This window comes from Streptomyces sp. NPDC107500 (genome assembly GCF_055582785.1).
Genome location: NZ_JBVJPF010000011.1, coordinates 221,851 through 236,497, shown reverse-complemented (window position 1 = coordinate 236,497; position 14,647 = coordinate 221,851). Strand labels below are relative to the sequence as shown.

Sequence of the window (14,647 nt, the reverse complement as noted above, 5' to 3'; positions counted from 1 at the left end):
GGCGCCCGGCCCCGACGGTCACCCGCGTAGATCCACCAGCAGCGGCGGCGCGTGCTCGCCCTTGACGGTGGTCAGTGACAGCACCGCGTGCCCGGCCGGCACGGCGTGCGCCAGCTCGGACGCCGACCAGCGCTCACGCTCGACCTGCCGGACGGTGACCGCCCGCGCGGTGGGCGCCTTCCCGGTGATCACCCGGCGCACCATGTGCGCGGCCTTGCCCGCCGGGGTCTCGGCGATGATCTGCCGGTCGGTGACGTCGCGGGCCTCGGTCCACTCCTTGCCCCACACCTCGGCGAAGTCCTGCCCGTCCCAGGGGGTGAGCCCGGACAGTGCCATGCGGCAGCCGATGGCCCCGAGCAACGGCCCGCGCAGCGGTCGCGGTACGTCGTCCAGGGTGCGCAGGGTCAGCACGGCCCCGGCGCCCGCCGAGCGCAGCCGCTGCACGCCCCGTACCGCCTCCGGCGTCACCACCCCGCTGGCGTCGTCCAGCACCAGGCAGGCGAAGAGCGACCGGTCCTCCCGTACCGAGACGCTCGCCGTGAACTGGGCGAGGACCAGCCGGGCCAGCATCCGGGAGGCGTCGGCGTGACCGCGTTGCGGCAGGTCGATGCGGACCCGCACCGGGTGGTCGAGGGACTTGAGGGAGAAGGGCCGGGACTGCCCCGAGGTGTCGAAGAAGGGTGCGAAGGCGGGCCGGTCGAGGAGTGCCACGCGGTCGGCCAGCACACCGCCGACGTCCCCGGGGTGGCCCATCTGCCGCTCGCGCGCGTCCAGCTCGCGCAGCAGGGACTCCTGGCCGGCCGCCCGCAGGCCCTGCCGCAGTTCGGCCAGCGGACCGGGTGTCCCGTCGAGCAGTTGCCGCAGCTCCGGTACGCCGGGGAAGCGGCCGTGCACCGCGCGGAAGGGGCCGAGGAGCTGGGCGAGGACGGTGGTGGAGCGGCGGGTGTCGCTGCCCGGGTGCGGGTCGGCGAGGTCGCCGACCAGGGCCTCGGCGAGCACGATCGCGGCCTCGTCCGGGTCGGTGGTGCCGCCGTACAGGTCGAGGTCGTACACCGAGTCCGGGTGGCCGATCCGTACGACGACGTCGTAGGCGTCGGCGGGGCCGAGGTCCGCGCCCGCGGCGCCGACCACGACGACCGCGGCCTGCCCGGCTAGCGCGTGCAGGCACAGCGACTCGGTGAGCGGCCGGACCACGCTGCCGGTCTTGCCGGAGCCCGCCGGGCCGACGGCCAGCAGGGAGGTGCCGAGCAGGTCGGGGCCGAGGGCGAGGCCGGCGCCGCGGTAGGCGTAGGGGTTGCGGGCGTCGTCGGCGGCGGTGCCGATCCGCACCTGTCCGGTGACCAGGTCGTGCCGGGCCCGCCGGGCGGGCAGGTCGCGGTCGCCCGAGGGGTGCGGGCAGGCGCCGGCGCCCGCGCCGAGCACGGCGCCGGTGAAGGTGGCCAGGCTGTGCCGGCCGCGCTGCACGCCCTGCCAGGCCCGCGCGATGCGGGCGTGGTCGACGTCCCGCATCAGCCCCTGGCGCGCTTCGCCGGCGAGCCGCTCGGCGGCCTCGACGGCACCGGCGGCGCGCAGCGCGGGCCAGGCGGCGGGGTCCTCCTCGGGGGCGGGCGGGGGTCCGGCGGCCGGGGTGGCGGGGCGCCAGGCGGGCGGGCCGTAGCGCCGCCAGATCTCGTCCCAGCGGCCGAGCCGGCCGACGCCGACCATGATGATGCCGGCGATCAGGGCGTAGTAGGCGTAGACGGCCACGACGGAGCCGAAGCTGTGCGGCTCGGCCCAGGAGTCCGGGATCATCGCGTACAGGGGCAGCAGCCACCAGCCGCCCAGGTAGCCGTTCCACAGCAGCGACCAGATCAGCCAGCCCACCAGGAAGGCGATCACCGCCCCGCTCACCAGCTGCCGTCCCGGCACCCGCTCGGGCTCCTCCGCCGGTCGCGGCCGGTGTCCGAACCGCCACACGCCGGGCAGCGCCTCCGGCCGCGGGGTGCGCAGCCAGGACAGGAACGCGGACCCGTCGGGCAAGGGCGGCACGCCCGGCGTCCCCGGTGCCCGGGAGGGCCGCGGCGGCGCCCCGGGCACCTCGGGAGGCCCCGCCGGACGCGGCACAGGATTCGCATGCGTACCCCGCGCGTCCCGGTTCCCGTCGCTGTCCATCGCCCTTGCCCCCTGACCAGCCGCTCCGTCCACCATCAGCGAGCCAATCTAACGCCCTCCCAGGGGGAGTTCACCGCTTACGCGGCCGGGCCCGCCCCGACGTGTCCCGATGTCGCCGTACCCGTCGGGTCTCCGGCACCTGTCCAGGACGGACAACCGACACCACGGACAACGCCCACATGGAGCATGCCCACCCCACCCCACCGGTCCTAGCCTGCGAGAAAAGAAGGCAAGAGTCCGCAAGATCCCGCAAGCCCCAGGAGCCCTCATGACCGCCCTTCCGCAGGAGCGCCGCGTCGTCACCGCCATCCCCGGCCCGAAGTCGCAGGAGCTGCAGGCCCGGCGCACGGCCGTGGTCGCGCAGGGTGTGGGCTCCGTCCTGCCCGTCTTCACCGCGCGCGCCGGCGGCGGCATCATCGAGGACGTCGACGGCAACCGCCTGATCGACTTCGGTTCGGGCATCGCCGTGACCTCGGTCGGCGCCTCCGCCGAGGCCGTCGTACGCAAGGCGTCCGCGCAGCTCGCCGACTTCACCCACACCTGTTTCATGGTGACGCCGTACGAGGGCTACGTGGCCGTCGCCGAGGCGCTGGCCGAGCTGACGCCGGGCGACCACGCCAAGAAGTCGGCGCTGTTCAACAGCGGCGCCGAGGCCGTCGAGAACGCCGTCAAGATCGCCCGCGCGTACACCAAGCGTCAGGCGGTCGTCGTCTTCGACCACGGCTACCACGGCCGGACCAACCTGACGATGGCGCTGACCGCGAAGAACATGCCGTACAAGCACGGCTTCGGCCCCTTCGCGCCCGAGGTCTACCGCGTCCCGGTCGCCTACGGCTACCGCTGGCCGACCGGTCCGGAGAACGCCGGCCCGGAGGCCGCCGCCCAGGCCATCGACCAGATCAGCAAGCAGGTGGGCGCGGAGAACGTGGCCGCGATCATCATCGAGCCGGTGCTCGGCGAGGGCGGCTTCATCGAGCCGGCCAAGGGCTTCCTGCCCGCCGTCAGCCGGTTCGCCAAGGACAACGGCATCGTCTTCGTCGCCGACGAGATCCAGTCCGGCTTCTGCCGCACCGGCCAGTGGTTCGCCTGCGAGGACGAGGGCATCGTCCCGGACCTGATCACGACCGCGAAGGGCATCGCGGGCGGTCTGCCGCTGGCCGCGGTCACCGGCCGCGCCGAGATCATGGACGCCGCGCACTCCGGCGGCCTCGGCGGCACCTACGGCGGCAACCCGGTGGCCTGCGCCGGCGCGCTCGGCGCCATCGAGACGATGAAGGAGCTGGACCTCAACGCCAGGGCGAAGCACATCGAGGCGGTCATGAAGTCCCGCCTCACCGCCATGGCGGAGAAGTTCGACATCATCGGCGACGTCCGGGGCCGCGGCGCGATGATCGCCGTGGAGCTGGTCAAGGACCGCGCCACCAAGGAGCCGAACCCGGAGGCGACCGCCGCGCTCGCCAAGGCCTGCCACGCCGAGGGCCTGCTGGTCCTGACCTGTGGCACCTATGGCAACGTGCTGCGCTTCCTGCCGCCGCTGGTGATCGGCGAGGACCTGCTGAACGAGGGCCTCGACATCATCGAGCAGGGCTTCGCGGGCCTGTAGGACGGGCAGGTGCGCGAGCGCCCGAACGCGCATCTGAGCTGCGTTTCGCACGCCTGACGTGGGGAGCGGCAGAGCGTGTGAAGAAGGTGTGCGGGGTGGATGGCAGGACGCCGATGCCCCTGTCCTGAGCGCACCCCCTGCCGTAGGTTCTACGCAGATGAGAGATACACCCCGCCCACAGGGGACTGTGGGCGGATCTCAGGCCGCGGCTTCCCCAGCTTCGACCTGGTCGTGCCTCGCGCACACAGCCGGAACCCGTGGGTTCCGGGTCTCCTCACCGATCGGACGGTCGCCCGCCCCAAACCCCCCGGGGCGCGCGGCGTTCCGGTCAGGACGGCCGTCCTGGCACCCGGGACGGCGGTTCACCGAAGGGCCGGCACACTCCCCCCCTTGTGCCGGCCCTTCGGTGTGTTTGCCAAGCTGTGCGCCATGCTGCTGCTCGGGCTCCCCGTCCTCCTCTTCGCGCTGATCACCTGGCAGGTCGTCGCCGACGGCCCGCTGGTCGGCGTGGACGAGCGGCTGAGCCGGGCGCTCGTCCGTCCGGACCGCCTCTCCGAGCTGCTGGCCGATCTCGGCAACGTGCAGGTCGCCGTGCCGGTTCTCGCCGTCGCGCTGGCGTACGTCGCGTGGCAAGGGCGGGCGCGGGGTGCGGACCGCTGGTGGCCGGCGCCGCTGGCGGGCGCCCTGGCGATGGCGCTGGTGCCCGCGCTGGTGGCCCCGCTGAAGGCGTGGACCGACCGCCCCGGCACCCCGGCGGTACCTCCGGCCGTCGGCTACTACCCCTCCGGCCACACCGCCACGGCGCTCGTCGCGTACGGCGCGGCGACGCTGCTGCTGTTCGGCGCGCTGCGCTCGCCCGCCGTACGCCGTGCACTGGCCGTGCTCTGCGCGCTCCTCGTCCTGGGCGCCTCCTACGGGCTGGTGCGCCGGGGCTACCACTGGCCGCTGGACGTGGTCGGCAGCTGGTGCCTGGGGGCGGTGCTGCTGGCCGGGGTGTGGCGGGTGGCCGAGGTGGGGCGGACGGCCGGGGTGCGGCGGACGGCGGCCCGGCCGCACCCCGGGGGAGGTCAGCCGAAGTAGGCGTCGAAGTTCTTCATGAACTCCCAGTTCCCGAACCGGTCCCAGTTGATCGACCAGGTCATCAGGCCGCGCAGGTCCGGCCAGGTCCCGTGGGTCGCGTAGGAGCCGCAGTCGGTCTTCTTGGTGAGGCAGTTCAGCGCCTTGTTCACCTCGGCCGGGGAGACGTGTCCGTTGCCCGCGTTGACGGAGGCCGGCATGCCGATCGCGACCTGGTCGGGGCGCAGCGGCGGGAAGACGTTGGCCGCGTCGCCGGCGACCGGGAAGCCGGTGAGGAGCATGTCGGTCATCGCGATGTGGAAGTCGGCGCCGCCCATGGAGTGGTACTGGTTGTCGAGGCCCATGATCGGGCCCGAGTTGTAGTCCTGGACGTGCAGCAGGGTGAGGTCGTCGCGCAGGGCGTGGATGACCGGGAGGTAGGCGCCGGCCCGCGGGTCCTGCCCGCCCCACTTGCCCGTGCCGTAGTACTGGTAGCCGAGCTGGACGAAGAAGGTCTCGGGGGCCATGGTCAGCACGAAGTCGTCGCCGTACTTGGCCTTGAGGGTCTTCAGGGCCGAGATCAGGTTGACGATGACGGGGGTCTTCGGGTTCTTGAAGTCCGTGTCGTCGGCGTTCAGCGACAGCGAGTGGCCCTCGAAGTCGATGTCGAGGCCGTCGAGGCCGTACGTGTCGATGATCGCGGAGACGGAGGAGACGAACTTGTCGCGGGCGGCGGCGGTGGTGAGCTGCACCTGGCCGTTCTGGCCGCCGATGGAGATCAGGACCTTCTTGCCCGCCGCCTGCTTGGCCTTGATCGCGGCCTTGAACTCGGCGTCGCTCTCCACGTTCGGGCACTCGGCGACCGGGCAGCGGTCGAAGCGGATGTCGCCGGAGGTGACCGAGGTGGGTTCGCCGAAGGCCAGGTCGATGACGTCCCAGCTGTCGGGCACGTCGGCCATCCGCGTGTAGCCGGAGCCGTTGGCGAAGCTGGCGTGGAGGTAGCCGACCAGGGCGTGGGCCGGGAGGTCGCCGGACCCGCCGCCGTCCGGGCGCTCGGCGGTGGTGGCGGTGACCGTCGCCGAACGCGCCGACTCACCGGCGTCGTTGACGGCGGCGACCTGGAAGGCGTACGCGGTCGAGGGGGTCAGGCCGGTGACGGTGGTCGAGGTGCCGGTGACCGTGCTGACGCGGGTGCCGTCGCGGTAGACGGCGTAGCCCGTCGCGCCGGGGACGGGCGACCAGCTCAGCGCGACGCCGGTCGGCGTGACGGAACCGGCCGTCAGACCGCCGGGGACCGCCGGGGGCTGGCCCGCCTCGCCGCCCGGGCCGGTGAGCGAGATGTCGTCGGCATGGTAGGCGCCGGTGCCGTACCAGCCGTGGGTGTAGACCGTGACGCGGGTGGTGGACGGGCCGGTGCGGAAGGTGGTCGTCAGGCGCTGCCAGTCGGGGGCGGACTGGGCCCAGGTGGAGACGTCGGTGGTGCCGGTGCCGCTCGCGCCGAGGTAGACGTAGGTACCGCGGACGTAACCGGAGAGCGTGTACTGCGAGTCGGGTTTCACGGTCACCGTCTGCGCGCAGCGCGCGTTGTCGGCGCCGGCCGGGGTGGCCTTGAGGGCCCCCGTGCCGCTGCGCACGGGCGCGCCGACGACCGCGCCCGCCGTGCAGGTCCAGCCGTCCAGGGCGGACTCGAAGCCGCCGTTGCGCGCGAGGTCCGCGTCGGCCGCACGGGCGGCCGACGTGAGCGCGGTCAGTCCGGACGCGGCGAGTGCCGCGGCGGTGAGCAGGGTGACGAGGGGGCGGCGGGCGAGCGGTCTGGAGCGTTCCACAAGTGCCTCCGGACATGGGGGAGATGGGGAGGGTGGAGCGCGCCCAACTTGGTCCAGACCAATTCGCTTGTCAACCCCTCGCGCTGCTCATGTCCCTCCCTCCTCCCCCGCGAGTGCCGCCGCCGCCTCGTGCATCGCCAGTTCCAGCAGGGCCGGGTCGGTGAGGGTGCCGGAGCCGTCCGGCGGGATCAGCCAGCGGACCCCGCCGGACGCTCCCCCCGGGTGCGGCACCACGATCCAGGTGCCGAGCCCGGCCGTCCGGACCCCGGTGCCCACCCAGCGGGTCGCCGTGCCGGCCGGCACGAAGAAGCCCGTCCGCGCGTCGCCGAAGTCGGCGAGCACGGGGCCCGGCCGGTCCAGGACGCGGGAGAGCACGTCGAGGGTCGGATAGCCGAGCCTGCTCGGCAGGATGAGCACGTCCCAGGCCCGGCCCGCGGGCAGCAGCGCGACACCCAGGGGGTCGCGCTCCCACTCCCGCCGGCAGGACTCGGGATCCGGTGCGACGGATGCCAGCCACGCGACCGCCGTCTTCGCACCAGGCATGTGAGGACCTCCCTCTCGCTCGTTGGACGCGGGTGCGTCACGAGGGAGAGGGAGGTCACCGCCGGGCATTACGCGAGTCCCCGCACCCCGTTCGGGTGAAGCGGGTCACACGGACTCGGCCGGCTAGCTGTCGAAGCCCAGCCCGAGCTTGTCCATCGTCCGCAGCCACAGGTTGCGCCGGCCGCCCTGGGCGTCCGCGCGGGCCAGCGACCACTTGGTGAGCGCGATGCCCGTCCAGGCGAAGGGCTCGGGCGGGAAGGGCAGCGGCTTGCGGCGGACCATCTCCAGTTCGGTGCGCTCGGTGCGCTCCCCCGACAGCAGGTCGAGCATCACCTCGGCACCGAACCGGGTCGCGCCCACCCCGAGGCCGGTGTACCCGGCGGCGTAGGCGACCTTGCCCTGGTGGGCGGTGCCGAAGAACGCCGAGAAGCGGGAGCAGGTGTCGATCGCGCCGCCCCAGGCGTGCGTGAAGCGGACGCCCTCCAGCTGCGGGAAGCAGGTGAAGAAGTGCCCCGCGAGCTTGGCGTAGGTCTCCGGGCGGTCGTCGTACTCGGCGCGCACCCGGCCGCCGTACGGGTAGATCGCGTCGTAGCCGCCCCACAGGATCCGGTTGTCGGCGGAGAGCCGGAAGTAGTGGAACTGGTTGGCGCTGTCCCCGAGCCCCTGTCGGTTCCGCCAGCCGATCGAGGCCAGCTGCCCGTCGGTGAGCGGCTCGGTCATCAGGGCGTAGTCGTAGACCGGGACGGTGTACGGGCGCACCCGCTTGACCAGGTTCGGGAAGATGTTGGTGCCGAGCGCGACCGTGCGGGCGCGTACCCCGCCGTACGGGGTGCGGACGGCCATGCCGGCGCCGTACGGCTTCAGGGTGAGCGCCGGGGTGTTCTCGTAGACGCGCACCCCGAGACCGAGGCAGGCCCGCTTGAGGTTCCAGGCGAGCTTGGCGGGGTTGAGCATGGCCACGCCCCCGCGGTCCCACAGGCCCGCCCGGAAGGTCGGGGAGTCGACCTGTTCCCGTACCGCGTCGCCGTCCAGGTACTCGACGCCGTCCGCGAGGCCCTTCGCGCGGATCTCCTCGTACCAGTCCTTCAGCTCGGCGGCCTGGTACGGCTCGGTCGCCACGTCGATCTCGCCAGTGCGCTCGAAGTCGCAGTCCAGGGAGTGGTGGGCGACCGCCGTCTCGATCGCGTCGAGGTTGCGGGCGCCCAGCTCCTCCAGCTTGTGGATCTCGTCCGGCCAGCGGCTCAGGCCGTTGGACAGGCCGTGGGTGAGGGAGGCGGCGCAGAAGCCGCCGTTGCGGCCGGAGGCGGCCCAGCCCACCTCGCGGCCCTCCAGCAGCACCACGTCCCGGCCCGGGTCGCGCTCCTTGGCGATCAGCGCGGTCCACAGCCCGCTGTAGCCGCCGCCGACGACCAGCAGGTCGCAGGTCTCGGCGCCGGTGAGGGCGGGCTGCGGGCGGGGGCGGCCGGGGTCGTCCAGCCAGTACGGGACCGGCTGGGCGTCGGAAAGGGATTTCGTCCAGTCGTTGCTGCGGCTCATGGCGCTCGGGGCCATGATTTCAACTCCCTACGAAGGTATTGCTCAGTGCGCTACGCCTTGCGGCGATTTCGGCGGTTGCCGATGGCCATCGAGGCCAGAACGAACAGTACGGCGATGACGAACATGGCCGTACCGACGACATTGATCTGAACGGGCGTTCCGCGCTGCGCCGAGCCCCAGACGAACATGGGGAAGGTGACGGTGGAGCCCGCGTTGAAATTCGTGATGATGAAATCGTCGAAGGAGAGCGCGAAGGCGAGCAGCGCGCCGGCCGCGATGCCGGGGGCCGCGATGGGCAGCGTGACCCGGACGAAGGTCTGGACGGGACCGGCGTACAGGTCCTGCGCCGCCTGCTCCAGCTTCGGGTCCATCGACATCACCCGCGCCTTGACTGCCGTCACCACGAAGCTGAGGCAGAACATGATGTGGGCGATCAGGATCGTCCAGAAGCCCAGCTGGGCGCCCATGTTGAGGAACAGGGTGAGCAGCGAGGCGGCCATCACGACCTCGGGCATGGCCATCGGCAGGAAGATCAGCGAGTTGATCGCGCCCCGCGCTCGGAAGCGGTAGCGGACCAGCGCGAAGGCGATCGCGGTGCCCAGCGCCGTGGCGCCGAGCGTCGCCCAGAGGGCGATCTGGAGGCTCAGCGACAGCGATCCGCACAGCCCCGCGACACCGCACGGGTCCTTCCAGGCGTCCGTGGAGAACTGCTGCCATTCGTAGTTGAAGCGCCCGTTCGGTTTGTTGAACGAGAACACCGTGACAATGACGTTGGGCAGCAGGAGATATGCGAGCGTCAGCAGTCCTGCGATGACGACCAGATTGCGCTTGAACCAGTTGACGAAGGCCATTTAAACCAGATCCTCCGTGCCGGACTTGCGAATGTAGACGGTGACCATGGCGAGAATCGCGGCCATCAGGATGAACGAGAGCGCGGCCGCCGTCGGGTAGTCGAGCACCCTGAGGAACTGCGACTGGATCACGTTGCCGATCATTCCGGTGTCCGCCGAGCCGAGCAGCGAGGCGTTGACGTAGTCGCCGGTCGCCGGGATGAAGGTCAGCAGCGTGCCGGAGACCACGCCCGGCATCGACAGCGGGAAGGTGACCTTGCGGAAGACCGTGGAGGGCTTCGCGTACAGGTCGCGCGCGGCCTCGTGCAGCCGCCCGTCGATGCGTTCCAGGGACGTGTACAGCGGCAGGATCATGAAGGGGAGGAAGTTGTACGTCAGACCGCAGACCACCGCGAGCGGCGTGGCCAGCACGCGGTCGCCGGACGTCCAGCCGAGCCAGCCGGTGACGTCCAGGACGTGCAGCGTGTTCAGGGCGCCGACGACCGGTCCGCCGTCCGCGAGGATCGTCTTCCAGGCCAGGGTGCGGATCAGGAAGCTGGTGAAGAAGGGCGCGATCACCAGGATCATGATCAGGTTCCGCCAGCGGCCCGCGCGGAAGGCGATCAGGTACGCGAGCGGGTAGCCGAGCAGCAGGCACAGCACGGTGGCGGAGGCGGCGTAGGCGACCGAGCGCAGGAACTGCGGCCAGTACTCGGACAGCGCCTCCCAGTAGGTCACGAAGTGCCAGGTGACCTTGTAGCCCTCCTCCAGCGAGCCCGTCTGCACGGACGTGGAGGCCTGGTAGATCATCGGCGCCGCGAAGAAGACGACCAGCCACAGGATGCCGGGCAGCAGCAGCCAGTACGGCGTCCAGCGGCCCCTCTTGCGCGGGGGCTTCTTCGGCTCGGGCGCGGGCGGGGTGAGCGGCGGCGGCGCCTCGGTGAGGGTCGACATCAGGCGGCCTCGCCCTCGGCGACGCCGGCGTCGATGTCCTGGGAGGCGTCCAGGCCGAAGGTGTGCGCCGGGTTCCAGTGCAGGACGACGTCGGCGCCGGGCACGAGGCGGGCGTCGCGGTCGATGTTCTGGGCGTACACCTCGAAGTCGGGGCAGGCCGCGCAGTCCACGACGTACTGGGTGGAGACGCCGATGAAACTGCTGTTGCTGATCTTGCCGGTGATGCGGTTGCGGCCCTCGGGTATGGAGCCGGCCTCGTCCGCGTGGGTGAGGCCGACCTTCTCCGGGCGTACACCGACCAGCACCTTGCCGCCCGCCTGCGCGGGCACGGCACAGCGGGAGCCGGGCAGGAGCAGCTTGTCGCCGGCCGCCCGCACCACGATGTCGTCGCCGCTGCGGGTGTCGACCTCGGCCTGGATCAGGTTGGAGGTGCCCAGGAAGTTGGCGACGAAGGTGGTCTGCGGGTTCTCGTACAGGTCGGCGGGGGCGCCCAGTTGCTCGACGCGGCCCCCGTTCATCACGGCGACCTGGTCGGCCATGGTCATGGCCTCCTCCTGGTCGTGCGTGACGTGCACGAAGGTGATGCCGACCTCGGTCTGGATGCGCTTCAGCTCCAGCTGCATCTGGCGGCGCAGCTTGAGGTCGAGGGCGCCGAGCGGTTCGTCGAGGAGCAGCACCTTGGGGTGGTTGATCAGCGCACGGGCGACCGCGACGCGCTGCTGCTGGCCGCCGGAGAGCTGGTGCGGCTTCTTGCGCGCCTGCTCGCCGAGCTGGACCAGGTCCAGCATCTCCTCGACCTGCTTCTTCACCGACTTGATACCGCGCCGGCGCAGGCCGAAGGCGACGTTCTCGAAGATGTCGAGGTGCGGGAAGAGGGCGTAGGACTGGAAGACCGTGTTGACCGGCCGCTTGTACGGCGGGAGGGCGGTCACGTCCTGGTCGCCGAGGTGCACGGTGCCGCCGCTGGGCTCCTCCAGTCCGGCGATCATGCGCAGGGTGGTGGTCTTGCCGCAGCCGGAAGCGCCGAGCAGGGCGAAGAAGGAGCCCTGCGGGACGGTCAGGTCGAGCGGGTGCACGGCGGTGAAGGAGCCGTAGGTCTTGCTGATGCCGGAGAGGCGGACGTCGCCGCCGCCCGGCTGAGCCTTCGTCGTATTCGTCATCGTCGTCACGCCCCAGTGAGCTTCGCGAACTTCTCTTCGTATGCCGTCTCTTCCTTCGAACTCAGGGAGCGAAAGGAGTGCGACTTGGCCTGCATGGCCTTGTCGGGAATGATCAGCGGGTTGTTCGCCGCGTCCTCGTCGATCTTCGCCAGCTCGTCCTTCACGCCGTCGACGGGGCAGACGAAGTTGATGTAGGCGGCGAGTTCCGCGGCCGGGCGGGGCTCGTAGTAGTAGTCGATGAGCCGCTCGGCGTTCGTCTTGTGCCGCGCCTTGTTGGGGACCAGCATGTTGTCGCTCGACGTGACGTAGCCGCTGTCCGGGATCACGAAGTCGATGTCCGGGTTGTCCGCCTTGAGCTGGACGACGTCCCCGGCCCAGGCCAGGCAGGCCGCGAAGTCGCCCTTGCTCAGGTCGGACGTGTAGTCGTTGCCGGTGAAGCGGCGTATCTGACCGCGGTCGACGCCCTTCTGGAGCCGGGCGATCGCGGCGTCGTAGTCGTCGTCCGTGAAGCGGGCCGGGTCCTTGCCCTCGTCGAGCAGCACCATGCCGACGGTGTCGCGCATCTCGGTGAGGAAGCCGACGCGGCCCTTGAGCTTCGGGTTGTCGAGCAGGTCGGCGACCGACTTCACCTCGATGCCGTCCAGCGCCTTCTTGTTGTAGGCGATGACCGTCGAGATGCCCTGCCAGGGGTACGAGTAGGCGCGGCCCGGGTCCCAGTCCGGGTTGCGGAACTGGGGCGACAGGTTGACGAAGGCGTGCGGCAGGTTGGCCGGATCCAGTTTCTGGACCCAGCCGAGGCGGATCAGTCGGGCCGCCAGCCAGTCGGTGAGGACGATGATGTCGCGGCCGGTCTCCTGGCCCGCGGCGAGCTGCGGCTGGATCTTGCCGAAGAACTCGCTGTTGTCGTTGATGTCCTCGGTGTAGGTGACCTTGATGCCGGTGCGCTTGGTGAACGCCTCCAGCGTGGGGTGGCGCCGGCCGGCCTCGTCGACGTCCATGTACTCGGTCCAGTTGGAGAAGGCGATCCGCTTCTCCTTCTGGGACCGGTCCTCGGCGGAGACGCCGCCCTCGGTCTTGCCGGCCGCCGGGATCCCGCAGCCGCTCAGCATGCCGAGGCCGCCGACCGCGAGCGCGCCGCCCGCGGAGGAGCGCAGCAGCGAGCGACGGGTGAGGGCGGCCCTGCCGCTCCTGATACTGCGCCGCACGGCGGCCACTTGGGCCGGTGACAGGCGGTCGGGCTCGTACTGCTCCATGCGCGTGGTTGCCCTTTCGGGTGGGTCGGCCGTGGTCGGCGGCCTCTCGACGTGACTATCGGTCCCCGAAGACGGTGCGGTGCCAGTCCTTGGCCGCCACCGCGGTGTTGTCGAACATGACGTGCTTGACCTGTGTGTACTCCTCGAAGGAGTAGGCCGACATGTCCTTGCCGTAGCCGGACGCCTTGTATCCGCCGTGCGGCATCTCGCTGATGATCGGAATGTGGTCGTTGACCCACACACAGCCCGCCTTGATCTCGCGGGTGGCGCGGTTCGCCCGGTACACGTCCCGGCTCCAGGCGGAGGCGGCGAGCCCGTACGGCGTGTCGTTGGCCAGCCGGATGCCCTCGTCGTCGCTGTCGAAGGGCAGCACGACCAGGACGGGCCCGAAGATCTCGGACTGGACGACCTCGCTGTCCTGCGCGGCGTCGGCGATGAGGGTGGGCCGGTAGAAGGCGCCGTCCTTGAGGTCGCCCCGCGGTGCCTCGCCGCCGGCCACCACGCGCGCGTAGGAGCGTGCCCGGTCGACGAACCCGGCGACGCGGTCCCGCTGGACGTGGCTGACCAGCGGGCCGAGGTCGGTGCCCGGCGCGAAGGGGTCGCCGACCCGCACGGTCTCCATGAGGGCGGCGGTCTTCTCGACGAACGCCTCGTACAGGGGCCGCTGCACGTACGCGCGCGTGGCGGCGGTGCAGTCCTGGCCGGTGTTGATCAGCGCGCCGGCGACCGCGCCGTGGACGGCGGCGTCCAGGTCGGCGTCGTCGAAGACGAGGAACGGTGCCTTGCCGCCCAGTTCCAGGTGCAGGCGCTTCACGGTGGCGGTGGCGACCTCGGCGACCCGCTTGCCGATCGCGGTGGACCCGGTGAAGGAGGTCATGGCGACGTCGGGGTGGGCGACCAGGTGCTCACCGGCCTCCCGCCCGGTCCCGCTCACGATGTTGATCACGCCGTCGGGGATACCGGCGGCGGTCGCGGCCTCGGCGAACATCAGGGAAGTCAGCGGGGTGATCTCGGCGGGCTTCAGCACGATGGTGTTGCCTGCGGCGATCGCCGGAAGGATCTTCCAGGCGGCCATCTGGAGGGGGTAGTTCCAGGGCGCGATGGACCCGACCACGCCGATCGGCTCGCGGCGCACGTACGAGGTGTGGTCGCCGGAGTACTCCCCCGCCGACTGGCCCTGGAGGTGCCGGGCGGCACCGGCGAAGAAGGCCGCGTTGTCGATGCTGCCGGGCACGTCGAACTCGCGGGTCAGCTTCAGCGGCTTCCCGCACTGGAGGGACTCCGCGCGGGCGAAGTCCTCGGCGCGGTCGGCGAGCACGGCGGCGAACCGGTGCAGGGCGTCGGAGCGCTCACCGGGCGTCGCACCCGCCCACCCCGGGAACGCCTCCCGCGCGGCGGCGACGGCCGCGTCGACGTCGTCGGGGCCGGCCAGCTCGTAGGTCAGGACGTCCTCGCCGGTCGCCGGATCGACGACGGTGTGCGTACGCCCGGAGGTGCCCTTCGTCAGACGGCCCGCGATGTACTGGGCCCCGTCCGCGAAGCGGTCCTGGGCCGGGAATCGGTCCGGGGTGGCGTTGCCCGGGTTGTGCATGTCGGCTCTCCTCGGTCTCCCCGTGGCGGGGGCCGGCGTGGCTCAGGCTCGATGTGAGTGCCGATCCTGACAGAGCAGTAGGGCTCCAACAAGTGATTCCGTTGTTGCCATTTGGTTACGCGACGGAATCTGTCGACCAGGTGT

General features: G+C 71.5%; 11 protein-coding genes. 2 read left to right on the top strand and 9 right to left on the bottom strand.

Annotated elements, in window-relative coordinates; genetic code table 11:
* Positions 1-18 precede the first annotated feature (18 nt).
* A complete protein-coding gene (locus tag ACZ67M_RS36430) occupies positions 19-2,151 on the bottom strand; it encodes an ATP-binding protein (RefSeq protein ID WP_469854182.1) in 2,133 nt (710 codons plus the stop codon).
* A gap of 268 nt (positions 2,152-2,419) precedes the next feature.
* Between ACZ67M_RS36430 and gabT the strand changes: the two genes are divergently transcribed.
* Both gabT and ACZ67M_RS36420 read left to right on the top strand, forming a co-directional pair.
* Positions 2,420-3,754: a 4-aminobutyrate--2-oxoglutarate transaminase gene (gabT, locus tag ACZ67M_RS36425; RefSeq protein ID WP_392016712.1), complete on the top strand. Its 1,335-nt coding sequence runs from the start codon at positions 2,420-2,422 to the stop codon at positions 3,752-3,754.
* Between the two features lie 429 nt (positions 3,755-4,183).
* The gene (locus ACZ67M_RS36420) at positions 4,184-4,834 is read left to right on the top strand and encodes a phosphatase PAP2 family protein (protein WP_469854181.1); all 651 of its coding nucleotides are present in this window, start codon (positions 4,184-4,186) and stop codon (positions 4,832-4,834) included.
* Here the strand turns inward: ACZ67M_RS36420 and ACZ67M_RS36415 are convergent.
* The 8 genes from ACZ67M_RS36415 to ACZ67M_RS36380 all read right to left on the bottom strand — a co-directional run bounded on the left by ACZ67M_RS36415 (position 4,822) and on the right by ACZ67M_RS36380 (position 14,503).
* Entirely contained in the window at positions 4,822-6,636 is a 1,815-nt protein-coding gene (locus tag ACZ67M_RS36415; protein ID WP_453441348.1) for a chitinase, read from the bottom strand. The genes ACZ67M_RS36420 and ACZ67M_RS36415 overlap by 13 nt on opposite strands.
* A gap of 87 nt (positions 6,637-6,723) precedes the next feature.
* On the bottom strand, positions 6,724-7,179 hold the full coding sequence (locus ACZ67M_RS36410) for a hypothetical protein (RefSeq protein WP_361365480.1): 456 nt from the start codon (positions 7,177-7,179) through the stop codon (positions 6,724-6,726).
* A 123-nt stretch (positions 7,180-7,302) separates the two neighbouring features.
* Complete coding sequence (locus tag ACZ67M_RS36405) at positions 7,303-8,730, bottom strand: NAD(P)/FAD-dependent oxidoreductase (protein WP_469854180.1); 1,428 nt, start codon at positions 8,728-8,730, stop codon at positions 7,303-7,305.
* A gap of 35 nt (positions 8,731-8,765) precedes the next feature.
* Positions 8,766-9,566: an ABC transporter permease gene (locus ACZ67M_RS36400; protein WP_385802282.1), complete on the bottom strand. Its 801-nt coding sequence runs from the start codon at positions 9,564-9,566 to the stop codon at positions 8,766-8,768.
* A complete protein-coding gene (locus tag ACZ67M_RS36395; protein ID WP_392016701.1) occupies positions 9,567-10,499 on the bottom strand; it encodes an ABC transporter permease in 933 nt (310 codons plus the stop codon).
* Complete coding sequence (locus ACZ67M_RS36390) at positions 10,499-11,659, bottom strand: ABC transporter ATP-binding protein (protein ID WP_122615188.1); 1,161 nt, start codon at positions 11,657-11,659, stop codon at positions 10,499-10,501. Before ACZ67M_RS36390 ends, ACZ67M_RS36395 begins: the two co-directional genes overlap by 1 nt.
* A 5-nt stretch (positions 11,660-11,664) precedes the next feature.
* The gene (locus tag ACZ67M_RS36385) at positions 11,665-12,912 is read right to left on the bottom strand and encodes a polyamine ABC transporter substrate-binding protein (protein ID WP_469854179.1); all 1,248 of its coding nucleotides are present in this window, start codon (positions 12,910-12,912) and stop codon (positions 11,665-11,667) included.
* 55 nt (positions 12,913-12,967) lie between these two features.
* Entirely contained in the window at positions 12,968-14,503 is a 1,536-nt protein-coding gene (locus ACZ67M_RS36380; RefSeq protein WP_469854178.1) for a gamma-aminobutyraldehyde dehydrogenase, read from the bottom strand.
* Positions 14,504-14,647: the final 144 nt, after the last annotated feature.

Coding starts and splice junctions, on each gene's coding strand:
- ACZ67M_RS36385 (WP_469854179.1), bottom strand. CDS start 12,912: ATGGAGCAGTACGAGCCCGACCGCCTGTCACCGGCCCAAGTGGCCGCC.
- ACZ67M_RS36410 (WP_361365480.1), bottom strand. CDS start 7,179: ATGCCTGGTGCGAAGACGGCGGTCGCGTGGCTGGCATCCGTCGCACCG.
- ACZ67M_RS36390 (WP_122615188.1), bottom strand. CDS start 11,659: ATGACGAATACGACGAAGGCTCAGCCGGGCGGCGGCGACGTCCGCCTC.
- ACZ67M_RS36380 (WP_469854178.1), bottom strand. CDS start 14,503: ATGCACAACCCGGGCAACGCCACCCCGGACCGATTCCCGGCCCAGGAC.
- ACZ67M_RS36420 (WP_469854181.1), top strand. CDS start 4,184: ATGCTGCTGCTCGGGCTCCCCGTCCTCCTCTTCGCGCTGATCACCTGG.
- ACZ67M_RS36430 (WP_469854182.1), bottom strand. CDS start 2,151: ATGGACAGCGACGGGAACCGGGACGCGCGGGGTACGCATGCGAATCCT.
- ACZ67M_RS36405 (WP_469854180.1), bottom strand. CDS start 8,730: ATGGCCCCGAGCGCCATGAGCCGCAGCAACGACTGGACGAAATCCCTT.
- gabT (WP_392016712.1), top strand. CDS start 2,420: ATGACCGCCCTTCCGCAGGAGCGCCGCGTCGTCACCGCCATCCCCGGC.
- ACZ67M_RS36400 (WP_385802282.1), bottom strand. CDS start 9,566: ATGGCCTTCGTCAACTGGTTCAAGCGCAATCTGGTCGTCATCGCAGGA.
- ACZ67M_RS36395 (WP_392016701.1), bottom strand. CDS start 10,499: ATGTCGACCCTCACCGAGGCGCCGCCGCCGCTCACCCCGCCCGCGCCC.